The sequence below is a fragment of the Micromonospora sp. genome, assembly GCF_048594385.1.
Taxonomy (GTDB): Bacteria; Actinomycetota; Actinomycetes; order Mycobacteriales; family Micromonosporaceae; genus Micromonospora; species Micromonospora wenchangensis.
In genome coordinates, this window is the sequence record NZ_JBMDWU010000317.1 from 14,490 (window position 1) to 37,280 (window position 22,791).

The 22,791-nt window shown below is 74.1% G+C and carries 22 protein-coding genes; 7 read left to right on the forward strand and 15 right to left on the reverse strand.

What is annotated here, in order from left to right; translation table 11 throughout:
- Position 1: 1 nt before the first annotated feature.
- Positions 2-472: a cyclic nucleotide-binding domain-containing protein gene (locus ACOJTC_RS17015; RefSeq protein WP_067305204.1), complete on the reverse strand. Its 471-nt coding sequence runs from the start codon at positions 470-472 to the stop codon at positions 2-4.
- Between the two features lie 178 nt (positions 473-650).
- On the opposite strand from ACOJTC_RS17015, the gene ACOJTC_RS17020 reads away from it, so the two are divergent.
- The 3 genes from ACOJTC_RS17020 (at position 651) to ACOJTC_RS17030 (ending at position 5,345) form a co-directional block, all read left to right on the forward strand.
- Positions 651-3,416: a cation-translocating P-type ATPase gene (locus tag ACOJTC_RS17020; protein WP_420117617.1), complete on the forward strand. Its 2,766-nt coding sequence runs from the start codon at positions 651-653 to the stop codon at positions 3,414-3,416.
- Positions 3,417-3,465: 49 nt separating this feature from the next.
- Positions 3,466-4,350 carry a universal stress protein gene (locus tag ACOJTC_RS17025; RefSeq protein WP_420117618.1) on the forward strand — a complete coding sequence of 295 codons (885 nt, stop codon included), beginning with the start codon at positions 3,466-3,468 and terminating at the stop codon, positions 4,348-4,350.
- 125 nt (positions 4,351-4,475) lie between these two features.
- The gene (locus tag ACOJTC_RS17030; protein WP_420117619.1) at positions 4,476-5,345 is read left to right on the forward strand and encodes a universal stress protein; all 870 of its coding nucleotides are present in this window, start codon (positions 4,476-4,478) and stop codon (positions 5,343-5,345) included.
- Positions 5,346-5,349: 4 nt separating this feature from the next.
- On the opposite strand, the gene ACOJTC_RS17035 is transcribed toward ACOJTC_RS17030, so the two are convergent.
- The 4 genes from ACOJTC_RS17035 to ACOJTC_RS17050 all read right to left on the reverse strand — a co-directional run bounded on the left by ACOJTC_RS17035 (position 5,350) and on the right by ACOJTC_RS17050 (position 8,289).
- Entirely contained in the window at positions 5,350-5,973 is a 624-nt protein-coding gene (locus tag ACOJTC_RS17035; protein WP_363657730.1) for an FMN reductase, read from the reverse strand.
- Positions 5,970-7,115: an LLM class flavin-dependent oxidoreductase gene (locus ACOJTC_RS17040; RefSeq protein WP_420117620.1), complete on the reverse strand. Its 1,146-nt coding sequence runs from the start codon at positions 7,113-7,115 to the stop codon at positions 5,970-5,972. Before ACOJTC_RS17040 ends, ACOJTC_RS17035 begins: the two co-directional genes overlap by 4 nt.
- Before the next feature lie 113 nt (positions 7,116-7,228).
- Entirely contained in the window at positions 7,229-7,603 is a 375-nt protein-coding gene (locus ACOJTC_RS17045) for a hypothetical protein (protein WP_420117621.1), read from the reverse strand.
- Positions 7,604-7,683: 80 nt separating this feature from the next.
- Positions 7,684-8,289, reverse strand: coding sequence for a DNA-3-methyladenine glycosylase (locus ACOJTC_RS17050; RefSeq protein WP_377685281.1), 606 nt, complete (start codon positions 8,287-8,289; stop codon positions 7,684-7,686).
- Positions 8,290-8,368: 79 nt separating this feature from the next.
- On the opposite strand from ACOJTC_RS17050, the gene ACOJTC_RS17055 reads away from it, so the two are divergent.
- Both ACOJTC_RS17055 and ACOJTC_RS17060 read left to right on the forward strand, forming a co-directional pair.
- Complete coding sequence (locus tag ACOJTC_RS17055) at positions 8,369-8,794, forward strand: DNA-binding protein (protein ID WP_420117622.1); 426 nt, start codon at positions 8,369-8,371, stop codon at positions 8,792-8,794.
- Between the two features lie 396 nt (positions 8,795-9,190).
- A complete protein-coding gene (locus ACOJTC_RS17060) occupies positions 9,191-9,541 on the forward strand; it encodes an MmcQ/YjbR family DNA-binding protein (RefSeq protein ID WP_420117623.1) in 351 nt (116 codons plus the stop codon).
- Positions 9,542-9,646: 105 nt separating this feature from the next.
- Here ACOJTC_RS17060 and argH read toward each other — a convergent pair whose 3' ends face one another.
- From argH to argC, 7 genes are all read right to left on the reverse strand, one after another.
- A complete protein-coding gene (gene argH, locus ACOJTC_RS17065; protein WP_204927710.1) occupies positions 9,647-11,110 on the reverse strand; it encodes an argininosuccinate lyase in 1,464 nt (487 codons plus the stop codon).
- Positions 11,111-11,202: 92 nt separating this feature from the next.
- Entirely contained in the window at positions 11,203-11,712 is a 510-nt protein-coding gene (locus ACOJTC_RS17070; RefSeq protein ID WP_204927557.1) for an arginine repressor, read from the reverse strand.
- Entirely contained in the window at positions 11,709-12,638 is a 930-nt protein-coding gene (gene argF / locus ACOJTC_RS17075; RefSeq protein ID WP_420117624.1) for an ornithine carbamoyltransferase, read from the reverse strand. The genes ACOJTC_RS17070 and argF overlap by 4 nt, the downstream gene beginning before the upstream one ends.
- Positions 12,635-13,885, reverse strand: coding sequence for an acetylornithine transaminase (locus ACOJTC_RS17080; protein ID WP_420117625.1), 1,251 nt, complete (start codon positions 13,883-13,885; stop codon positions 12,635-12,637). Before ACOJTC_RS17080 ends, argF begins: the two co-directional genes overlap by 4 nt.
- Positions 13,882-14,808 carry an acetylglutamate kinase gene (gene argB, locus ACOJTC_RS17085; protein ID WP_357930612.1) on the reverse strand — a complete coding sequence of 309 codons (927 nt, stop codon included), beginning with the start codon at positions 14,806-14,808 and terminating at the stop codon, positions 13,882-13,884. The genes ACOJTC_RS17080 and argB overlap by 4 nt, the downstream gene beginning before the upstream one ends.
- Positions 14,805-15,977, reverse strand: coding sequence for a bifunctional glutamate N-acetyltransferase/amino-acid acetyltransferase ArgJ (argJ, locus tag ACOJTC_RS17090; RefSeq protein ID WP_357930615.1), 1,173 nt, complete (start codon positions 15,975-15,977; stop codon positions 14,805-14,807). Before argJ ends, argB begins: the two co-directional genes overlap by 4 nt.
- 55 nt (positions 15,978-16,032) lie before the next feature.
- On the reverse strand, positions 16,033-17,034 hold the full coding sequence (gene argC, locus ACOJTC_RS17095) for an N-acetyl-gamma-glutamyl-phosphate reductase (RefSeq protein ID WP_420117626.1): 1,002 nt from the start codon (positions 17,032-17,034) through the stop codon (positions 16,033-16,035).
- 296 nt (positions 17,035-17,330) lie between these two features.
- Between argC and ACOJTC_RS17100 the strand changes: the two genes are divergently transcribed.
- Entirely contained in the window at positions 17,331-18,098 is a 768-nt protein-coding gene (locus tag ACOJTC_RS17100; protein ID WP_420117627.1) for a hypothetical protein, read from the forward strand.
- Between the two features lie 7 nt (positions 18,099-18,105).
- Positions 18,106-18,525, forward strand: coding sequence for a hypothetical protein (locus tag ACOJTC_RS17105; protein ID WP_420117628.1), 420 nt, complete (start codon positions 18,106-18,108; stop codon positions 18,523-18,525).
- Positions 18,526-18,621: 96 nt separating this feature from the next.
- On the opposite strand, the gene pheT is transcribed toward ACOJTC_RS17105, so the two are convergent.
- The 3 genes from pheT to ACOJTC_RS17120 form a co-directional block, all read right to left on the reverse strand.
- Positions 18,622-21,168, reverse strand: a complete 2,547-nt coding sequence (gene pheT, locus ACOJTC_RS17110; RefSeq protein WP_420117629.1) for a phenylalanine--tRNA ligase subunit beta — start codon at positions 21,166-21,168, stop codon at positions 18,622-18,624.
- Between the two features lie 40 nt (positions 21,169-21,208).
- Positions 21,209-22,288 carry a phenylalanine--tRNA ligase subunit alpha gene (gene pheS / locus ACOJTC_RS17115; RefSeq protein WP_420117630.1) on the reverse strand — a complete coding sequence of 360 codons (1,080 nt, stop codon included), beginning with the start codon at positions 22,286-22,288 and terminating at the stop codon, positions 21,209-21,211.
- Positions 22,289-22,458: 170 nt separating this feature from the next.
- Positions 22,459-22,791 (reverse strand): TrmH family RNA methyltransferase (locus ACOJTC_RS17120; protein ID WP_420117631.1); only part of this gene is annotated, 333 nt, incomplete at its 5' end.

A 22,791-nucleotide genomic window follows, 5' to 3' on the forward strand; every position in this document is an offset into this window, starting at 1 on the left:
GTCAGCTCGCGGCCGAGGTCGGGTAGCCGTACAGGTCGAGCAGCCGGACCCGGGACGCCTGGAGCCGGTCCACCACCACGCTCATGAACCGGGTGGTGAGCTGCCGGCCCAGGGCGTCGTCGGACTCCATCAGCCGGCGTACCCCCTCGGCGGTGAACTCCACGGTGGGGGTCCGCCGGACGGCGACCGCACCGAACTGCCAGCGGTACGGCGGGAACAGCCACGACCAGCCCAGCACCCCACCGGCCCCGATCGACTCGATGCCGACGTCGCCGCGTGCGGGGACCGGGAAGTCCAGCGCCACCTCACCGCCCCGGACCAGCCAGAACCGTTCCGCCGGCTGACCGGCGCGGAACAGCCGGTGACCGGGGTGCCAGACCACCGGTCGGGCGTACCCGGTCAGCCGGGGCAGCCACTGCGGCGGCAGCCCGGCGAGGAAGGGGTGCTCGGTGAGCATCTCCAGAGGGGTCATCGGGGTGCCCTTCGCCGGTGGTCGTCGCCTCCATGGCACACCCGTCGGCGGCCGAACGGCAGGGCCGTTGGTCCCGTGACCTGCGGCGGATCGCCTCTGCCCGCCCGGCCGGCACGGCGCGACGCTGGACCGGGACGGCGTGCCCGGGACGCGCCGCGACGAGACGGGGAGGCCGCCGGTGGCGACATCCGGTGCAGGGTCGGTGCTGACGGACGGCACCCGAGACGCGGGGCCGGTGACCACCGGCCTGTCCACCGCCGAGGCGGCGGCGCGGCTGCGCGCGGACGGCCCGAACACCGTCGCCGCGCCGGCCCGGCGGTGGCTCGTCGGCCGGGTGCTGCGCCAGCTCACCGATCCGCTCGTCGCCCTGCTGCTGGCCGCCGCAGTGGTCACCACCCTGCTCGGCGACTGGCCCGACACGGCGGTGATCGTGCTGGTGGTGGCGGTGAACACCGTCATCGGGGTGGTGCAGGAGGTTCGCGCCGACCGGGCCATCGCCGCCCTGGACCAGCTCTCCGCCCCCACCGCCCGGGTGGTACGCGACGGCCGGGACGTGGTGCTGCCGGCCGTCGAGCTGGTCCGCGACGACCTGGTCCGGGTGGAGGCCGGTGACGTCGTCCCGGCGGACCTGCGGCTGGTCGAGGCGAACCGGTTCCAGGTCGACGAGTCGGCGCTGACCGGCGAGTCGGTGCCGGTGCAACGCCACGACGGCGAGGAGGCGCGGGCCGGCACGGTGGTGACCACCGGCCGGGCCGCCGGCACCGTGATCCGCACCGGCGCGGCTTCCGCGCTGGGCAGGATCAGCGCGCTGGTCGCCGGCACCCGGCCGGCCCCGACCCCGTTGCAGCGCCGGCTGGCGGTGCTCGGCCGGGTCCTCGCGCTGGTCGTGGTGGCCCTGTCCGGGCTGGTCTTCGCCATCGGCGTCGCCGGGGGCCGGCCGGTGGTGGAGATGGCCGTGACGGCGGTGAGCCTGGTGGTCGCGGCCGTACCGGAATCGCTGCCGGCGGTGGTGACCCTGGCGCTGGCGCTGGGCGCACGCCGGATGGCCGGGGCACGGGCCATCCCGCGCCGGCTGCACGCGGTGGAGACCCTCGGCTCGGTCACGGTGATCGCCTCCGACAAGACCGGCACCCTCACCGAGGGCCGGATGGCGGTCCGGCCCGCGGTCACCCCCGACGGCACCCGGTACGACGTCGACGGGGTCGGCTACGCCCCGCACGGGCGGGTGGGCCGCGACGGCGTACCGGTGACCGTGCCGGAGGACCTGCGCCGGCTGGCCCGCGCCGGGCTGCTCTGCAACGACGCGACGCTGTCGCCGCCGCAGGACGACCAGCCCGACTGGGGCGCGGTCGGTGACCCGCTGGAGGCCGCCCTGGTCGCCTTCGCCGGCCGGTGCGGGCTGGAACCGACGGCCACCCGCAGCGCCTGGCCCCGGGTCGCCGAGCACCCGTTCGCGCAGGCCACCCGCCGGATGGCCACCGCACACCGGGCCTGCGACGGGCAGCACCTGATCGTCTGCAAGGGGGCACCGGAGAACGTGCTGACCACCGCCCTGCTGGACGCCACCGCCGAGGAGATCGACACGCTGACCACCGCCGCCCGCGAGTTGGCCGCCGAAGGGCTGCGGGTGCTCGCGGTGGCGTCCGCGCTCGTCGACACGCCGCCCGACCTGGCGGCACCGGTCGGGTTGCGCCCGGTGGGGCTGGTCGCCGTCGGTGACCCGCTGCGGGCCGGGGCCGCCGGGATCGCCGCCGGTCTCGACACCGCCGGGGTACGGCTGCTGCTGGTCACCGGCGACCATCCGGCGACCGCCGCCGCGATCGGCGGCCGGCTCGGCCTGTGGCAGCCCGGCGACCCGGTGGTGCGGGGCGACACCGACGACGCCACGCGGGCCGGGCCGCACGCCCGGGTGTTCGCCCGCACCCAGCCGGAACAGAAGCTGGACGTCATCGCCGACCTCCAGGCCCGGGGGCACGTGGTGGCGATGACCGGCGACGGGGTCAACGACGCCCCGGCGCTGCGCCGCGCCGACATCGGGGTGGCGATGGGCGGCGGCACCGAGGTCGCCCGGCAGGCCGCCGACCTGGTGCTGGTCGACGACGACCTGGCCACCGTCACCGTCGCGATCGGCGAGGGCAGGCGGATCTACGACAACATCCGCCGGTTCCTGCGCTACGCCCTCTCCGGCGGGGTGGCCGAGATCGTGGTGATGCTGCTCGGTCCGCTGTTCGGACTGCCCGTACCGCTGCTGCCGGCGCAGATCCTCTGGATCAACCTGCTCACCCACGGGCTGCCGGGGGTGGCGCTCGGCGCGGAACCCGCCGAGCCGGGCACCCTGCGCCGGGCACCCCGCTCGCCCCGCGAGTCGGTGCTCGGGGCCGGACTGGGCCGCGACGTGCTGGTCACCGGGGCGCTGATCGCGACGGTGGTGCTGGCCGCCGGGGTGACCGCCAACCACGCCGGGTTGCCCTGGCAGTCGGTGGTGTTCGTGGTGCTGGGCCTGGCCCAGCTCGGGGTGGCGCTCGCCGTCCGGGCACCCCGGGCGGGCGGGGCGGGGCGGGCCAACCCGGGGCTGCTCGTCGCCGTGGCCGGGTCGGCGCTGCTCCAGGTCGGCGGCGTGCTGCTGCCGCCGCTGCGGATGCTGCTCGGCACCGAACCCCTCGCCCCCACCGTCCTGCTGGCCTGCCTGGCGGTCAGCGCCCTGCCCGGCCTGGCGCTGCGGCTGGCCCGCCGCCGCCCCGCCACCGGCACCCCGGCCCCGCCCCACCCCCGGCGGCCGGCCGGGGCCGTCACCGACGCCGGCACCGACGCGGTGACCGACGTCCCGACGGCCGCCGTCACCGATCCCACCCGGGTCGCGGTCACCGATCCGGCGGTCGACGGGCCGGGCCGGGAACGTCCGGTGCGGGACCAAGGACCCACCGGCGGGGCCGGACGCCCCTGACCGGGCGGGCCGGGCCCGACCAGGCTGGAGACGGACGAAGGAGGACGTGATGACCAACAGAGCCGGTGCCCCCGTCGTGGTGGGTGTGGACGGTTCCCGATCGGCGTTGGACGCGGTCGGGGTGGCCGCCCGGGAGGCCGTCGCCCGCAACCGCCCGCTGCGGGTGGTGCACGCGTTCATCTGGCCGCTCTTCGGTGCCCCGCTCGGCCCCGCGCCCGGCGGACCGCCCGACGGCGGGCTGCGCAACGAGGCCGAACGGATCGTCACCGAGGCGGTCGCCGAAGCCGGCAAGATCGCTCCGGAGCTGACCGTCACCGGGTACCTGTGCGACGGCGCGCCGACCCCGGTGCTGCTGCGCGAGGCCCGCGACGCGGCGCTGGTGGTGCTCGGCACCCGGGGGCTGGGCGGCTTCGCCGGGCTGCTGATCGGTTCCGTGGCGGTCCAGGTCTCGGCCCGCGCCGACTGCCCGGTGCTGGTGGTCCGGGGTGAGCCGCGGGCGGACGGCCCGGTGCTGGTCGGGGTGGACGGGTCCGCGCTGTCCACCGAGGCGCTCGGGTTCGCCTTCGCCGCGGCGGCGCAGCGGGACACCGGGCTGTTGGCCGTGCACGCCTGGCTGACCCCGGCACCGATCGGCCCGGGTGACGTGCTGCCGCTGGTCTACGACGTGGAGGCGGTCGCCGCCGAGGAGGAGCGGGTGCTCGCCGAGGCGTTGGCCGGCTGGTCGGAACGCTATCCGGACGTGCCGGTGACCCGGCGGCTGGTGCCCGGCGCGGCGGCCCGGGTGCTGGTCGAGGAGTCGGCGTCGGCCCAGCTCACCGTCGTCGGCGCGCACGGCCGCGGCGCCCTGGGCGGGGTGCTGCTCGGATCGGTCAGCCACGCGGTGCTGCACCACGCACACAGCCCACTGGTGATCGTCCGACGTCGGACGGCCTGACCGCACGGGGCGGCGCGCCCGGTCGGGTCACCTGCCGGCGCGGGCGGGCCGGCGCGTCGACAATGGGCTGGACCGGCGACGAGGGCAGAACCGGCGACACGGGCGGAACCGTTCCTGGAGGGCCGATGAACCGACCGGTAGTGGTGGGGGTGGACGGATCGCCGGCCAGCCTGGCCGCCACGGAGCAGGCCGCCCACGCGGCGGTGCTGCGTGGCGCGCCCCTGCACCTGGTGCACGGCTACCTGCATCCGCTCGGGTACGGCGTCCCGCTGAACCCGTACGACCTGGGGGTGCCGGCGCCGTCGGAGGAGGCGCAGCGGATGTTGGAGCGGACCGCCGCCGAACTGACCGAGAGGTGGTCGGGGCTGACCGTGCAGGCGCGGCAGGTCGCCGGTGGGGCGGGCGCGACGCTGGTCGAGGAGTCCCGCCGGGCCGATCTGGTGGTGGTGGGCAGCCGGGGCCTGGGCGGGTTCGCCGGGTTGCTGCTCGGCTCCGTCGGCGCGCAGGTCGCCGCGCACGCGCACTGCCCGGTGCTGGTGGTGCGTCCGGATACCCCGGCGGGTCGCCCGGACGGGCCGGTGCTGGTGGGCGTGGACGGCTCGCCGGCCGCCGGGGTGGCCGCCGACCAGGCCGCCGCCGAGGCCGTCCGACGGGGGGTCCCGCTGGTGCTGGTGCACGTCGGCCCCACCCCGCCGGAGCGGGACGAGACCGAGGCGGAGCAGGCCGAGGCCGCGTACCGGGCGCACGCCGTGCGGTTGCTCGCCGAGGCGTCCGCCGCCGTGCGTGCCGACCACCCGGACGTGGTGCTGCGGGAGCATCCGGTCCGGGCGGTCGGCGTGGCGCAGGGACTCGTCGAGGTGAGCGCGACGGCGTCGGTGCTGGCCGTCGGCACCCGGGGGCGGGGTGGTTTCACCGGCCTGCTGTTGGGTTCGGTCAGCCAGGCGGTGCTGCAGCACGCCCACTGCCCGGTGCTGGTGGCCCACCCGTACCGGTGAGGGCTCAGCCCTCCCGACCGCCGAGGAGCTGCGCGAAGTCGGTGGTGAGGGCGAACGGGTCGGCCGGCCCGGTGGCCGGTGGACGCCTGTCGACCTGGTCGGCCAACTCCCGGCCGGCACGCTGGATCCGGGACCGCAGCGCCCCCTCGGCGGTGCCACCGGACCAGTCCTCGGGCGCGGCGAACACCGACGTCGGCAGCACCACCGCCCGCAGGTAGCCGAACATCGGCCGGACGGCGTGTTCCAGGGCCAGCGAGTGCCGGGCGGTGCCGCCGGTCGCGCCGATCAGCACCGGCCGGTCGACCAGCGCCTGGGCGTCCACCACGTCGAAGAAGGACTTGAACAGCCCGTTGTACGACGCGTTGAAGATCGGCGTGACCGCGACGATGCCGTCGGCACCGGTGACCGCGTCCAGGGCGGCCCGCAGCTCGGTCGACGGGAAGCCGGTGAGCAGGTTGTTCACCACGTCGTGGGCGTGGTCGCGCAGCTCCACCACCCGCAGCTCCACCTCGTCGCCGCGCCCGACCAGCTCGTCGCGGGCGGCCGCGGCGAGCTGGTCGGCGAGCAGCCGGGTGGACGACGGCTGGCTCAGCCCCGCCGACACCACGGCCAGGGTGCGGCGGGTCATCGCCGACCCTCCGCCCCGGCCCCGGCCAGGTCACCGGCGTCGGCCGTCCCGGTGGCCGCCTTGTCGGCGGCGTCGCGGGCGGCGACCAGCGAGGCGTGGGTGGGCGCGACCGGCACGTGCGCCGGGCGCAGCGCGTCGAACTCCTTGCGCAGCACGGGTACGACCTCCTCGCCGAGCAGGTCGAGCTGCTCCAGCACCGTCTTCAGGGGCAGCCCCGCGTGGTCGAGCAGGAACAGCTGCCGCTGGTAGTCGCCGACGTACTCGCGGAAACCGAGGGTACGGTCGATGACCTGCTGCGGGCTGCCCACGGTCAACGGGGTCTCCCGGGTGAACTCCTCCAGCGACGGCCCGTGTCCGTAGACCGGCGCGTTGTCGAAGTACGGCCGGAACTCGCGGACCGCGTCCTGCGAGTTGCGCCGCATGAACACCTGGCCGCCGAGCCCGACGATGGCCTGCTCGGGCGAGCCGTGGCCGTAGTGGGCGAAGCGCTGCCGGTAGAGGCCGACCATCCGCTGGGTGTGCTCCTTGGGCCAGAAGATGTGGTTGGCGAAGAAGCCGTCACCGTAGTACGCGGCCTGCTCGGCGATCTCGGGGCTGCGGATCGAGCCGTGCCAGACGAACGGCGGCACGCCGTCGAGCGGGCGCGGGGTCGACGTGAACGACTGCAACGGGGTGCGGAACTTGCCCTGCCAGTCGACGACGTCCTCGCGCCACAGCCGGTGCAGCAGCTCGTAGTTCTCCACGGCCAGCCGGATGCCGTTGCGGATGTCCTGCCCGAACCACGGGTAGACCGGCCCGGTGTTGCCGCGCCCCATCATCAGGTCCACCCGGCCGTCGGCCAGGTGCTGGAGCATGGCGTAGTCCTCGGCGATCTTCACCGGGTCGTTCGTGGTGATCAGCGTGGTCGAGGTGGACAGCAGCAGCCGCTCGGTACGGGCGGCGATGTGCCCCAGCATGGTGGTGGGCGAGGAGGGGACGAACGGGCGGTTGTGGTGCTCACCGGTGGCGAAGACGTCGAGACCGACCTCTTCGGCCTTGAGGGCGATCGCCACCATCGCCTTGATCCGCTCGTGCTCGGTCGGCTCCCGTCCGGTGGTCGGGTCGACCGTGACATCGCCGACGGTGAAGACTCCGAACTGCATGACCAGCTCCTCGCGTCTGAGATACCGGGACCGTTCGTGGTACCCGGACGTCGCGCACAACATAGTTGCAGCGTCAACTATTCCGGCGGCGACCACGCGCGGGGTGGCCCCGGTCACCCCACCGGCGGCCGCTCCCCCTCCGGGGGCGTACCCGGGCCGGGCTGGTCCGATGCGCCCGACGGCGGACCGGCGGGAGCCGCCGGAGCGTCACCGGCGGAACCGGTGGCCGGCGGTACGGCGTCGGACGGGCCGCCCGTCGGCGACGGGCCGGCGGGTGGCGTGGGGTGCGACGACGCGGCGGGCGGACCGTACCCGGCCGGACCGGGCGGGGGCCAGGACGGGGCCGGGGGTGGCCCGGGTGGGGTCGGCCGGCGGCGGGCCAACTGCACCGCCACCACGACCACCGCGGCCAGCACCAGCATCACCAGCAGCGGAATGACCACGCAGGCCAGCCGACCGACCAGCACTCCGGCGTCGTGTGAGTCCATCCGGGCCACCTCCAGGGTCATGATTGCGCGCGAATGCCAGCGAGCCGGCGGTCCCGTCGACCGGCCGGTCGGCGGCCGGGTCAGGTGCGACGTCGGGGTACGTGCCGGCGGTAGGGGCTGACCGTCGGGTCACCGGTGATCCAGAACCGCCAGGGCACGTCGTGGGCGGCGGCCACCCCGACCCGGGGGCCGGCGGAGACCTCGGCCCGGGTGACGGGCCGGGTAGGCGGGCTCAGCAGCAGGGGGCCGCTCCCGTCGAGCACGCAGGTGCCGTTCGCCGACGCGGTGACGCCGAGCGCGACGGCCAGCCGGGCCGGCCCCCGGGCCAGGTCCCGGTCGGCGACGTCGCCCCGACGGGCGCGGGCGGTCGGAAGCCCGTCGACCACCTCACCGGCGCGCACCAGGACGGCCGCCGCCTCCCCGTCCCGGCCGCAGACGATGTTGAGACACCAGTGCATGCCGAACACGAAGTACGTGTAGGCGTGCCCGGCCGGACCGAACATCACAGTGGTCCGGGGGGTGGGGCCTCGGTGGGCGTGCGACGCCGGGTCCTCGCCGGTGCCCGCGTACGCCTCCACCTCGGTCAGCCTGATCCGGACGCCGCCGGCGGCGAGTTCCCAGCCGAGCAGGGTGCGTGCCGTCGCGGCGACCTCGGCGGCGGGGGCGTGCAGCCACGGGTAGTCCACCGGTCCAGGAAACGCCACCCGGCGAAGATCGGCAAACCGACGGAAACCCTTTGAACGTTTCGTTGACAACCTCCCGTTGATGGATTGGGATGGGGTGATGAGCGACGCCTTCACCGCACCCGACGCGAGCCGCGCCCGGGCCGAACGGACCTACGCTGCGCTGTACCGGCTCAGCGAGCGGCACGCCGACACCGACGCCCGACGCCGTCGGCACACCAACCCGCACCTCGCCGACCCCTGGGAAGCGGTCTGCGTGGTCACCGCGCTCGCCGCCGGCGGGATCGTGCCGGACACCGACGAGGAGCCTGTCGACGGGGCCGATCTGACGGCCGCGCTGACCCTGGTGCCACACCTGCGGGCCGAACTCGACGTGCTGGAGGCGGGCCTGCTGACGACGGCGAGGGCCCGGGGACTGACCTGGCAGGCGATCGGCCACGGCCTCGGCCTGGGCAGCGCGCAGGCCGCCCGGCAACGCTACGAACGCCTGGTCAGCCGGACCGCCTGACTGCCGACACGACGCCGTCAACGCCGGCCGCCACCCCGCTACTTGGAGTAGTCCGCTGGCCGCCGCCACCTCTCCCCCTGCGACGCTTTGCTCTGCTGACCTCGATGCGACAGACACCCCGAGTAACGGCTGCCATGCGGAGCTGCCGCCTCAACTCCCACGAGAACCACAGGTCAAAAGGATGGTGCGGAAAGGGCAGCAGAGCAAAGGAGGCGAGGACATGAGGGTGCCCCAGGAGCGGACGTCACTGAGCGTAGCCACGCCGCCCTGATTACCTAACGTGTTCTCCAGCCGTCCGCCAGCGGCGACGCGGCGGCAACCGTCAGGACGGCCGACCAGCCGGAGCAGGTCGGTTCGGGGAGACTGGGCCGACCACCACCGCACCGGGAGGACACCATGACCCGCGAGGAGATGCTGGCGTACTGCCTCGGCAAGCCGGGGGCCTGGCTGGACCGGCCCTGGGAGGGCGACGAGGTGGTGAAGGTGGGCAGCCGGATCTTCGCGTTCCTCGGCGCACCCGACGGCACCGCCAGGGTGGGGGTGAAGTGCGGCCCGAGCCGCGAGGTCGCCGACGAGTGGCTGCACCGGTTCCCCGCCGACGCCCGACCGATGCCGTACGTCGGCCGCTCCGGCTGGAACGCGCTCGACCTGGGCGGCGCCATCCCCGACGACGAACTGGTCGAGGCGGTCGACAGCTCGTACGAGGCGGTGGTGGCGAAGCTGCCCCGCCGCGAACGCCCCACCTGACCGGCGGCCACCCGCACGACCGGCCGGGACGCGGACCGGCCGGACCGCGCCCGGTCGCCCGCGCGCCCCGGACCACGGGACGACGGACGACCGGCGCGGGTCAGCTCAGCGGGGGACGACCCGCTCGGCGGCCCACTCCCGCCAGCCGGTGAGCTGGTCGGACGCGGCAGCGAGCTGGTCGGCGACCGGGCCGGGGCCGGTGGAGCCGGGGGTGATCCGGGCAGCCAGCGCCGACCGGACCGACAACACGTCACGCACCGACGGGTCGAGGTGCTCGCTGACCGCCACCAGATCGGCGTCGGACACGTCGTCGAGGGCGCAGTCGCGGGCCGCGCAGAGCGCCACCAGCTTGCCGGTGATCTCGTGCGCGTCGCGGAACGGCACGTTGCGCCGCACCAGCCAGTCGGCGACCTCGGTGGCGAGCGAGAAGCCCACCGGCGCGGCGGCGACCAGGCGGTCCACCCGTACCGTCATCGTGGAGATCATCCCGGCCAGCGCCGGCAACAGCAGCTCCAGGGTGTCGACCGCGTCGAACGCGGGCTCCTTGTCCTCCTGCATGTCCCGGTCGTAGGCCAACGGCAGGCCCTTGAGCATCGTCAGGACGCTCATCAGCCCACCGACCAGCCGGCCCGACTTGCCCCGGGCCAGCTCGGCGATGTCCGCGTTCTTCTTCTGCGGCATGATCGACGACCCGGTGGCGAACGCGTCGTCCAGCTCGACCCAACCGAACTCGTGCGACGTCCAGAGCACCACCTCCTCGCCGAGGCGGGACAGGTGCACCCCGACCAGCGCGGTGACGAAGAGGAACTCGGCGACGAAGTCCCGGTCGGCGACCGCGTCCATCGAGTTGGCAAACGACGTCCGGAAGCCCAGCTCCTTGGAGACCGCCACCGGATCCAGCGGCAGGCCCGAGCCGGCCAGCGCCCCCGCACCGAGCGGGCTGACCGCCGTCCGGTGGTCCCAGTCGCGCAGCCGCTCCAGGTCCCGCAGCAGCGGCTGGACGTGCGCCAGCAGCCAGTGCCCGAAGGTGACCGGCTGGGCGTGCTGGAGGTGGGTCATCCCCGGCGCCGCCGTGTCGACGTGCCGTTCCGCCTGCTCCACCAGGGCATCGGCCAGCTCGACCAGCCGGGCGGCCACCCCCCGGGCGTGGTCCCGCAGGTAGAGCCGCAGGTCGGTGGCGACCTGGTCGTTGCGGGACCGGCCGGCGCGCAGCTTGCCACCGAGACTGCCCAGCCGCTCCAGCAGGCCCCGCTCCAACGCGGTGTGCACGTCCTCGTCGTCGATCGTCGGGCGGAACTGCCCGGACGCGCAGGCCGCCTCCAGGTCGTCCAACGCGGCCAGGATCCTCCCCAGCTCGTCGGGATCGAGCAGCCCCGCGCCGGCCAGCACCCGGGCGTGCGCCCGGGAACCCGCGATGTCGTACGGGGCGAGACGCCAGTCGAACTGGACGCTCACCGACAGCCGCGCCAGGGCCTCGGCGGGGCCACCGGCGAACCGGCCACCCCACAGGCTCGTCCGGTTCGTCGCGGCGCTGTTCTCGGTCAGGCTCTTGTCGTCCACGCCGCTCATTCTGGCAGTGCTCACCTTTCGCTCCCCGACGGTGGGGTACACGCCCCCGGGTGTCGGCTCGTCCGTCGTCTGTGAACCCGTGACCCGGCCGGTCACGGGGTGTTCGTCTCGCCGCCGTCGTCGCGGCGGGCCCACCCGGCGAGCTTCTCGCCGAGCGCGGCCCCACCGTCGGCCTCCCGGGCCACCACGAGGATGGTGTCGTCACCGGCGATGGTGCCGACCACCTCGGCCAGTCCCGCCCGGTCCACCGCGCTGGCCAGGTAGTGGGCCGCGCCCGGCGGGGTACGCAGCACCGCGATGTTGCCGCTGGAGTCGACCCCGTTGAGCAGTTCCCGCAGCAGCCGGATCAGCCGGGCGGGAGCCGCCTCGGCGTCACGCAGCGGCCGGTGGCCGTCCTCGGGGATCAGGTAACCGGCCCGCCCGTCGCCGCCCCGGGCCTTCACCGCACCCAACTCCTCCAGATCGCGGGAGAGGGTGGCCTGGGTGACCTGCACCCCGTCGGCGGCCAACAGGTCGGCCAGCTCGGTCTGGGAACGGATCGCCCTGGCCCGGATCAACTCGACGATGCGGGCGTGCCGGGCGGCGCGGGTCGGGGCGGTCATGATGAGGAGGCCTCCAGGAGAAAGGTCAGCAGCGCCTTCTGGGCGTGCAGCCGATTCTCCGCCTGGTCGAAGACCACGCTGCGCGGGCCGTCGAGCACCTCGCTGGTGATCTCCTCGTCCCGGTGCGCGGGCAGGCAGTGCAGCACCTTCACGTCCGGCCGGGCGTGGCCGAGCAGCGCCGTGTTGACCTGGTACGGCAGGAACGGGGTGATCCGGTCCAGCCCGTCGTCCTCCTGCCCCATCGAGGTCCAGGTGTCGGTGGCGACCACGTCGGCGTCCCGGACCGCCTCCACCGGGTCGACAAGCGCCCGTACCGACCCGCCGGTGCCGGCGGCGATCTTCCCGGCCCGGTCCAGCACCCCCGGATCGGGCTGGAACCCGGCCGGCCCGGCGACCCGCACGTGCATCCCGGCGGTCGCCCCGGCCAGCAGGTACGAGTGCGACAGGTTGTTCGCCGCGTCCCCCACGTACGCCAGGGTCCGCCCGGCGGTGCCGCCGCAGTGCTCGCGGACGGTGAGCAGGTCGGCCAGGAGCTGGCACGGGTGGTAGCCGTCGGTCAGCGCGTTGACCACCGGCACCGTGGCGTGCTCCGCCACCTCGGCGATCCGGTCGTCGCCGTGGGTACGCAGCACGATGGCCGCGACGTAGCGGGACAGCACCCGGCCGGAGTCGGCCAGCGTCTCGCCCCGCAAGAAGTGGGTGACCTGGGTGTCCACCACCAGCGGATGGCCGCCGAGCTCGGCGATGCCGGCGTCGAACGAGATCCGGGTGCGCAGGCTCTGCTTGTCGAACAGCACCGCCACCGAACGCGGCCCGGCCAGCGGGGTGACCCCGAACCGGTCGGCCTTCATCCGGGCGGCCAGGTCGAGCACGGCCGACTGTTCGGCCGGAGTGAGGTCGTCGTCGGCCAGCAGGTGCCGGATCATGTGCGGGTCTCCGTCGGGGTCGGGGTGGGAGTGGACGGCGGCACGGCGTGGGTCTGCGCCCCCGGCGTGCCGTCGGATGCCGGGGTGTGCGCGTCGAGGGCAGCGGGGAGGGCGGCCAGGAACGCGTCGACCTGCTCGGCGGTGAGGACCAGCGGCGGGGCGAGCCGGATCACCCCCGGCTGGACCGGGTTGACCAGGAACCCCGCCGACCGCAGCGCCTCGGCCACCGGGCCGGCGACCGGCGCGGCGAGCACGATGCCGAGCAGCAACCCGGCTCCGCGTACCTCGGCCACCAGCGGGTGGCCCAGCGCCTCGACGCCCCGGCGCAGCCGTTCACCGGTGCGCTTGACGTGGTCGAGCAGCCCCTCGCTGGCGATCGTGGAGACCACCGCGAGGGCGGCGGCGCAGCTCACCGGGTTGCCGCCGAAGGTGGTGCCGTGCGACCCGGCGCGCAGCAGCTCGGCGGCCCGGCCGAAGGCCAGGCAGGCGCCGATCGGCAACCCGCCGCCGAGCCCCTTGGCCAGGGTGACGACGTCCGGCTCGACCCCCTCGGCCTGGTGGGCGAACCAGTACCCGGTGCGCCCGATCCCGGTCTGCACCTCGTCGAGGACCAGCAGGGCCCCGTGCCGGGCGGTGATCCGCCGCGCCTCGGCCAGGTAGCCGGGCGGTGGCACGACCACCCCGTTCTCGCCCTGCACCGGCTCCAGGATCACCATCGCCGTCGCGTCGGTGACGGCCGCCGCCAGCGCCGCCACGTCGCCGTACGGGACGTGGTCGACGTCGCCGGGCAGCGGACGGAACGGGTCGGCCTTCGCCGGCTGGCCGGTCAACGCCAACGCCCCCATGGTGCGGCCGTGGAAACCGCCGACGGTGGCGACGACGTGCGACCGGCCGGTGAGCCGGGACAGCTTGAACGCGGCCTCGTTGACCTCCGCGCCGGAGTTGGCGAAGAACACCCGGCCGGGCCGGCCGGCCAGCGCCAGCAGCAGTTCCGCCAGCGCCACCGGGGGTTCAGCGACGAACAGGTTGGAGACGTGGCCGAGGGTGGCGACCTGTTTGGACACGGCGGCCACCACGGCGGGGTGGGCGTGCCCGAGGGAGTTGACCGCGATGCCGCCGAGCAGGTCGACGTACTCCCGGCCGGCCTCGTCGACGACGACCGCGCCCGAGCCGGAGGCCAGCGCCAGCGGCGGGGTGCCGTAGTTGTCCATCATGGACTGCTGCCAGCGTTCCACCAGCGTGCTCATGAACCGACCGTGCCTTCCTGGTTGGTGGACCCGGTCGGGGTGTCGACGACCATCGTGCCGAACCCCTCCGAGGTGAAGACCTCCAGCAGCGTGGAGTGGGCGACCCGGCCGTCGACGACGTGCGCGGCGGGCACTCCCCCGCGCACCGCCCGCAGGCAGGCCTCCATCTTGGGCACCATCCCCGCCTCCAGGGACGGCAACAGCGTCGCCAACGCCTCCGTGTCGATTTCGCTGACCAGGCTGGCGGTGTCCGGCCAGTCGGCGTACAAACCGGCGACGTCGGTGAGGACCACCAGCTTGCGGGCTTCCAGGGCGATCGCCAGCGCGGCGGCGGCGGTGTCGGCGTTGAGGTTGTGCAGCACCCCGTCGGCGTCCGGCGCGACGGTCGAGATGACCGGGATCCGGCCCGCCGCGATCAGGTCGGTCACCGCCGAGACGTCCACCGACTCCACGTCGCCCACCTGACCCACGTCGACCGCCTCGCCGTCGACCCAGGCAGGCCGGCGCACGGCGGTGAACAGGCCGGCGTCCTCGCCGGACAGGCCCACGGCGAACGGACCGTGCGCGTTGATCAGACCGACCAGTTCCCGGCCGACCTGACCCACCAGCACCATCCGGACGACGTCCATCGCCTCCGGCGTGGTGACCCGTAGGCCACCCTTGAACTCGCTGGCGATGCCGAGCCGACCGAGCATCGCCGAGATCTGCGGCCCGCCGCCGTGCACCACGACCGGCTTGAGCCCGGCATAGCGCAGGAAGACCATGTCGGCGGCGAAGGCCCGTTGCAGGGCCGGGTCGACCATCGCGTTGCCGCCGTACTTGACCACGACGGTGGCCCCGGAGAACCGGGCCAGCCAGGGCAGCGCCTCGATCAGCGTCTCGGCCTTCACCTGGGCCCGGGTGAGATCCGCGGACAGGCTCATGTCGAGTACGCCGAGTTCTCGTGCACGTACGCGTGCGACAGGTCGTTGGTCCAGATCGTGGCCGCCGCCGCGCCGGCGTGCAGGTCGATCCGGATGGTGACGTCCCGCCCGGTCAGGTCGACCTTGGACCGGTCCTCCGCGGCGGCACCACCCCGGCACACCCAGATCCCGTTCACCGCCACGTCCACCGCGTCCGGGTCGAACGCGGCGGCCGTGGTGCCGACGGCGGCCAGGATCCGCCCCCAGTTCGGGTCGTTGCCGAACAACGCCGTCTTGACCAGGTTGTTCCGGGCCACCGAACGACCCACCTCGACCGCGTCGTCCTCGTCGGCGGCACCGACCACCTCGATGGCGACCTGCTTGGTCGCCCCCTCCGCGTCGGCCACCAACTGCTGCGCCAGGTCGTGACAGGCCGCGGTGACCGCGGCGGTCAACTCCGCCTCGTCGGGCTCCACCCCGGACGCCCCACTGGACAGCAGCAGCACCGTGTCGTTGGTGGACATGCACCCGTCGGAGTCGACCCGGTCGAAGGTGACCCGGGTGGCCGCCCGCAACGCCGCGTCCAGCAGCTCCGGCCCGGCCACCGCGTCGGTGGTCAGCACGCACAACATGGTGGCCATGCCGGGGGCGAGCATGCCCGCGCCCTTCGCCATCCCGCCCACGCTCCACCCGGTGCCCCGGGTGACGGTGGTCTTCGGCACGGTGTCCGTCGTCATGATCGCCTCGGCGGCGGCCGGACCGCCGTCGCGGGCCAACGCCCGGATCGCGGTACGCACCCCCGGCAGCAGCTTGTCCATCGGCAGCCGCTCGCCGATCAGGCCGGTCGAGCAGACCGCCACGTCACCGGCTCCGAGCCGCAGCCGGGGACTGGACGCGGTGAGCGCCGCGGCGGTGTGCTCGGCGGTGGCGTGGGTGTCCTGGAACCCGGCCGGGCCGGTGCAGGCGTTCGCGCCACCGGAGTTCAGCACCACCGCGCGGACCACGCCGCCCCGGACGACCTGCTGCGTCCAGCGCACCGGCGCGGCCCTGACCCGGTTGGTGGTGAAGACGCCGGCCACTCCGGCGTCCGGACCGTCGTTGACGACCAGGGCGACGTCGGTGGCCCCGCCGCTCTTCAACCCGGCCGCGACACCGGCCGCACGGAAGCCCCGAGGGGCGGTGACACTCACGGGACAAACCTTTCGTTCGCGACTGCGGGGCTCCGCTGCGCTGCGCTCCTCGCGCTCACGGTGTGACTCCAAAGAGGGGCAGGCCGGTGGTTTCGGGGAGGCCGAGCATCAGGTTGGCGTTCTGCACCGCCTGGCCGGCGGCGCCCTTGCCGAGGTTGTCGATGGCGCTGACCACGATCACCCGGCCGGAGTCGACGTCGACGGTGGCCTGGAGGTGGCACGAGTTCGCCCCGGCGGTCGCGGCGGTGTGCGGCCACGCCCCCTCGGGCAGCAGGTGCACGAACGGCGCGTCGGCGTACGCGTCGGCCAGCACCGCACGCGGGTCGGCATTGCCGGTGGGCACGGCGGTGACGGTGGCGAGGATGCCGCGCGGCATCGGGGCCAGCACCGGGGTCAGCGACAGCCCGGTCGCGCCGGTGGCCTGCTTGATCTCCGGAACGTGCTGGTGGGCACCCACCTTGTAGGGCGACAGGTCCCCCATCACCTCACTGCCGAGCAGGTGCGCCTTGGCGGCCCGACCGGCCCCGGAGGTGCCGGAGGCGGCCACCACGACCACGTCGGCCGGCGCGACCGCACCGGCGGCGATCAGCGGCGCGAGGGCCAGGGTGATGGCGACGGCGTAACAGCCGGTGTTGGCGACCCGGGTCGCCCCGGCGATCGCCGCCCGCTGGCCGGGCAGCTCCGGCAGGCCGTACGTCCACGCCCCGGCGTGCGGGCCACCGTAGTAGCGGGACCAGGCGTCGGCGTCGCGCAGCCGGTGGTCGGCACCGAGGTCGACCACCCGCACCGACTCGGGCAGTTCGGCGGCGAGCGCCGCCGACTCGCCGTGCGGCAGGGCCAGGAAGACCAGGTCCGCGTCGGCCAGCGTCGCCGGATCGGTCGCCGCGAACGTCAGGTCCAACCCCACCAGCTGCGGGTGTACGGCGGTGACCGGCGCACCGGCCTGGCGGTGCGCGGTGGCGGCGACCAGATCGAACTCGGGGTGACCGGCGATCAGGCGCAGCAGCTCGCCCCCGGCGTAGCCGCTCGCCCCGGCGACCGCAATTCGGATACCCATTCTAACCTCCGCATGACTATGCAGAGAAGGTTAGCCGCCGCCCCGGTCAGATGCAACTTAATACACTCCGCCGCATGAGCATGACATGACCGGCACCGCCCTCACACCCGATCGCGGTGATCGACTCCCGTGGGCCGACGTAGCGCCATCGATCCCCGCCGACACCACTACATCCAGCCACGAGGGCACCCACCGCCCGACCCCCCGACGAACCAGGAACGCCCGGAACCCTGACGCTTGACAGGACTGGATAGCTTCCCGTGAGAAAGCGATTACTCTACGCCTAAGGGTGAACCTTGGAACTGACCCGGCTCGTGTTCGGACTTCTCGTCGCCGTGCTGTTGCCGACAAGCCTGGACGTCCTGCGCACCCGACCATGGGCTGCCCACGCCATCACCGGCAGCTACGCCGCCTATGCGGTTTTCCCGGTACTCGATGGCGCAGAAGCCGCCCTCGTCTGGGCTGCGGCCGTGCTGACAGGGATGCTGCTCCTTCCCACTTCGGGACGTCTCACCCTGCGGTTCCCCATTCGACGCTGGACCAGGAAACTCCACGATCGGTCGGTTCTCAGCAGCTACCTTCGTCCGGTCACTGCGCACCGAAGCCTCGCGATGGTGTCGGGGGTACTGCTCCTTGCGGTGGGCGTTTTCTACGGCAGTGCCTGGCCACAGAAGGTCGTCGCCCTCTGGCGGGACGACAAGCTCGGTCTCGTTCTCTCCGGTTTCCTTTTGGCGGTGTTCGTCGGAAACCTCGTCGTGGCACGCGTGGTCAGGCCGTACTTCAACGTCCTTCCCGAGCAGGGAGGCGGCGCCAGCCTGCTGCACCTGGGGACGCAGCTCGGCTGGATCGAGCGGGCGCTGGTCTTCACCTTCATCGCCACCGGGCAACCCGCAGCCGCAGCGCTGGCCATCGCGGTCAAGTCTCTCGTCAGGCTGCCAGAGGTTCGGGAGCAGGCAGAAGGCACCTTCAGCCAGTACGTCATGGTGGGGACGATGACTAGTCTTATTGTCGCGGTCGGCGCAGGGATCGCGGTCCGCATCGCACTGGGGCTGCCAGCACTCTAGGAAATCAATGAACACGCTGCTCGGTCATCCGTACATGCGAGAGCTTCTCTCCCTCCACCTACCGCAGCAGCACTTCGCGGTGGCCGGAAGTGGGCCGCTCTTCGCCAGAGGATGGATATCCGACCCCGGGGACATCGATGTAGTGGCCAGAGGTCCCGCCTGGGCCGCCGCCTGCGAGCGCGGCAGCCCGTCGCCCGCCCCCTACTCGGACGTACGTCGGTTACGACTCTTCCACGGTCACGTCGAGATCCTTGACGGCTGGTTTCCGGAGTTGTGGTCGACGGACCTGCTGATCGATGAGGCAGACGTCATCGGAGGCATCCGCTTCGTTCAGCTTTCCGTCGTCGCGGCCACCAAGAAGAAGCTCAACCGGCTCCGCGACCGGGAACACCTGGCGGTCATGGCCGCACACGGCTGCCTGATCTGACGGAACTCGCCATCTGCGACGCGGCCGAGACCTCCATCCGGAACGCGACGGCCCCGACCCGGTCACCGGGTCGGGGCCGTCGTCGGCTGTCACACCTCAGGCGCCGCGCAGGGTCGCCCCGAACCGCTGGGCGGCCACGGCCACGGCGGCGTCCCGCGCGGCCACCGCCTCCCCCCCGGTCAGCGTCGGGTCGGGGGCCCGGATGGTGAGCTTGTCCGCCAGCGACCGGCGACCCGCGCCGAGCGACTCCGACGCGTACACGTCGAAGAGCCGGGCGTGCTCCAGCAGCTCACCCGCGCCCTCGACCAGCGCGGCCCGGACGTCGGCGGCCGGCACCGTGTCGTCCAGCACCAACGCCACGTCGATCAGCGCCGGGGGGAACCCGGACACCGTCGGCGCGGACACCACCGGTGCCGCCGGCAGGGCGTCCAGGTCCAGTTCCATGGCGCTGGTCCGGCGGGGCAGTTCCAACGCGGCCAGCACCGCCGGGTGCAGCTCACCGGCGTGACCGACCACCTCCCCGTCGACCAGCAGCGCGGCACAGCGGCCGGGATGCCAGGGCGCCCGCTCGGCGGCCCGCACCTCGATCCGCTCGGCCGGCAGGTCGGCGGCGGCCAGCACGGCCCGGCCGGCCTCCACCGCGTCGGCCCAGCCGGCGGCGCGGCCCGACCCCCACCAGCCGGCCGGCTCCACGTCCCCGGTCAGCACCACCGCGACGTGCCGGGGCTGGGCGGGCACCACCGCGTCGGCGGCGGCGAACTCGGCGTCGGTGGGGCGGCGGTCCACCCCCATGGCCGGCGGCGCACCCACGCCGGGACGCGGGTGGAACACCGCCCCGATCTCGTAGAGCGCCAGGTCACGGTGACCCCGGCCCAGGTTGCGCTTGAGGATGCCCAGCAGCGGGCCGAGCAGGGTCGTGCGCAGCAGCGGCTCCTCCTCGGACAGCGGGTTGGCCAGCCGTACCGCCGGCCGACGCGGATCGTCGGCGGGCAGCCCGAGCTGGTCGGCCAACTCCGGGGCGACGAACGGCAGGGCCAGCACCTCGACGTAGCCACGCTCGGCGAGCGAGCGGGCCACCGCCCGACGGCGGCGCTGCTGCCAGGTCAGGCCCCGGCCGGGGGGCGCGGTGGGCAGCACCGACGGCACCCGGTCGTACCCGTCGAGGCGGACCACCTCCTCGACCAGGTCGGCCGGGTCGGTGAGGTCGGGACGCCAGGTCGGCGGGGTGACGGTGAGCACGTCGGCACCGCCGGCCGTCGTCGCGACCGTGCCCGCGTCCTCGGCCAGCCGGTCGGAGCCCCGGATCACCGTGCAGCCCACCTGCTCCAGCAGGTCGACCACCCGCTGCGGGGAGTAGTCCACCCCGACCCGGCGCGACGGCAGGTCGACCGGGAGGACGACCTGGCGCATCGGCCGGACGTGGTCGAGGTCGAGGATCTCCGCGCCGGCCTCGCCCCCACCGTGGGTGGTGAGCAGCTCGACGGCACGCTGGAGGGCCACCAGCGGCAGCGCCGGGTCGACGCCCCGCTCCCACCGCTTCGCCGCCTCGCTGAACAGCTTGTGCCGGCGGGCCGTGCGGCCGACCATCACCGGATCCCAGTGGGCGGCCTCCAGCAGCACGTTCGTGGTGCCGCCGACCACCTCGCTGGTCTCGCCGCCCATCACCGCGGCCAGCGAGATCGGGCCGGTGTCGTCGCAGATCACCATGTCCTCGGCGGTGAGCGAGCGGACCACACCGTCCAGGGTGGTCACCTTCTCGCCCGCCTCGGCCCGACGCACCACCAGCGAACCGGTGAGCCGGTCGGCGTCGAAGGCGTGCATCGGCTGGCCCAGTTCGAGCATCACGTAGTTGGTGACGTCCACCGCCAGGGAGATGCTGCGGACCCCGGCCACGGTCAGCCGCTGCCGCATCCAGCCGGGCGTGGCCGCCGTCGGGTCGACCCCCCGGACCATCCGGGCGGTGAACCGGTCGCAGCCGACCGTGTCGCGCACCTGCACCGGGTACGCCGGCTGCGCCGTACCGGCCGGCGCGGGCACCCGGCCCAGGTCGCGGAAGGCCACCCCGAGGGCGTACGCCAGCTCCCGGGCGATGCCGCGCACGCTCAGCGCGTACCCCCGGTCGGGGGTGATCTCCAGCTCGACCACGACGTCGTCGAGGCCCACCACGGGGCGGGCGTCGTCGCCGGGTCGGGCCGGGGTGTCCGGCGGCAGCACGATGATGCCGGAGTGGTCGTCGCCGAGGCCCAGCTCCATCGCCGAGCAGATCATGCCGGCCGACATCCGGCCGTACGTCTTGCGCGCGCCGATGGTGAAGTCGCCGGGCAGCACCCCGCCGGGCAGGATCACCACGACCCGGTCGCCGGGGGCGAAGTTACGCGCCCCGCAGACGATCTGCTGCAACTCGCCGGTGCCGTTGGCGGTGCCCACGTCGACCAGGCAGTGCCGGATCGGCTTCTTGAACCCGGTCAGCTCCTCGATCTCGCGGACCTCACCGACGACCAGCGGACCGGTGACCGTGCGGCGCAGGTCCACCACGGACTCGACCTCGATGCCGAGGTCCACCAGGGCCTGTTCCAGATCCTTGGTGGGCAGGTCGACGGGGAGGTCGACGTACTCCCGCAGCCAACTGACAGAAACTCGCATGACTCAGACCACCGTCTCCGTGACTCGTACCCGCATCGCCCTACGCCCCGACCCCGAACGCGCGGGTGAACCGCACGTCACCCTCGGCCATGTCCCGCATGTCGCTGACCCCGTGCCGGAACATCACCGTCCGGTCGATGCCCATGCCGAACGCGAACCCGGAGTAGACCTCGGGGTCGATGCCGCAGGCCCGCAGCACCCTCGGGTTGACCATGCCGCAGCCGCCCCACTCGACCCAGCGCGGGCCGTCGCGGTGCTCGGGGAACCAGACGTCGAACTCCCCCGACGGCTCGGTGAACGGGAAGTAGTGCGGACGCCAGCGGGTCTTGGCCCCCTCGCCGAACATGGCGCGGGCGAAGTGGTCGAGGGTGCCACGCAGGTGCGCCATCGTGATGCCCCGGTCGACCACCAGGCCCTCGACCTGGTGGAAGACGGGCGCGTGGGTGGCGTCCAGCTCGTCGGTGCGGTAGACCCGGCCGGGCACCACCACGTAGATGGGGGGCTTGCGGGTCAGCATGGTGCGCGCCTGCACGGGCGAGGTGTGGGTGCGCAGCACCAGGCCGGAGGCGTCCGCGCCGGGCGGGGGTGCGATGTGGAAGGTGTCCATCAGCCCGCGCGCCGGATGGTCGGCGGGGATGTTCAACGCGTCGAAGTTGGTCCACTCCAACTCGACCTCGGGACCCTCGGCCACCTCGTAGCCCATCCCGACGAACAGGTCGCTGATCTGCTCCATCAGGGTCGACAGCGGGTGCCGCGCCCCCCGGGGCCGCCGGTCGTACGGCAGGGTCACGTCGACCCGCTCCTCGACCAGCACCCGGGCGGCCTGCTCGCGGTCGAGCACCTCGGCGCGGGCCGCGTACGCGGACTCGACCGCCCGGCGGGCCTCGTTGACCCGCTTGCCGGCGTCGGACTTCGCGGCCGGCGGCAGCGCGCCGATCTCCCGGCGGGCCAGCGACACCGGGGACCGGTCGCCGAGGTGCGCGGGGCGCAGCGCGGTCAGCGCGTCGGGGTCGGTGGCGGCGGCGAACGCCTTCTCGGCGTCGGCCACGGCCCCGGCCAGGGCGGCCGGGTCGAGCAGGGCGACCTGCTTCGGGTCGTACGGATCGTTGCGGTAACTCATGGCGTACGGGCACTCCCTCACGGCGGCGCCGGCCCTTCCGGGCGGCTAGGCGAGTCTACGGACGCGCGGCGGTGCCGCAGCCCGCCGGTGGGAGTTACGCGCGGAGGAAGGTCAGGCCCACCGCCCGCCGACACCGGCGGGCTGGCTAAACGAACGCCGTGGCGCGTTCCTCACGTGACCGGCTCCCCTGCTGGGTGTGCGCCCGACCGGGGTCGGCGCAGTGCTCGGGCTGAAGCGTACAGGCAGACCGCAGCGGCCGCAGCCAGGTTAAGGCTCTCGGCCCGCCCGTGCAGCGGCACCCGGACCCGGGCGTCGGCGGCGGCGGTCAGCTCCCCGGGCAGGCCGTGCGCCTCGGCACCGAACAGCCAGGCGGTGGGGGCGGCGAGCCGTCCGTGGTCGACGAGGTCGTCGAGGTCGCTGTCGCCGTACCCGGGGGTGGCGAGGACGGTGAGCCCGGCGGCCCGCAGCGCGTCGACCACGGCCTGCGGGTCGGCGGCGCGGAC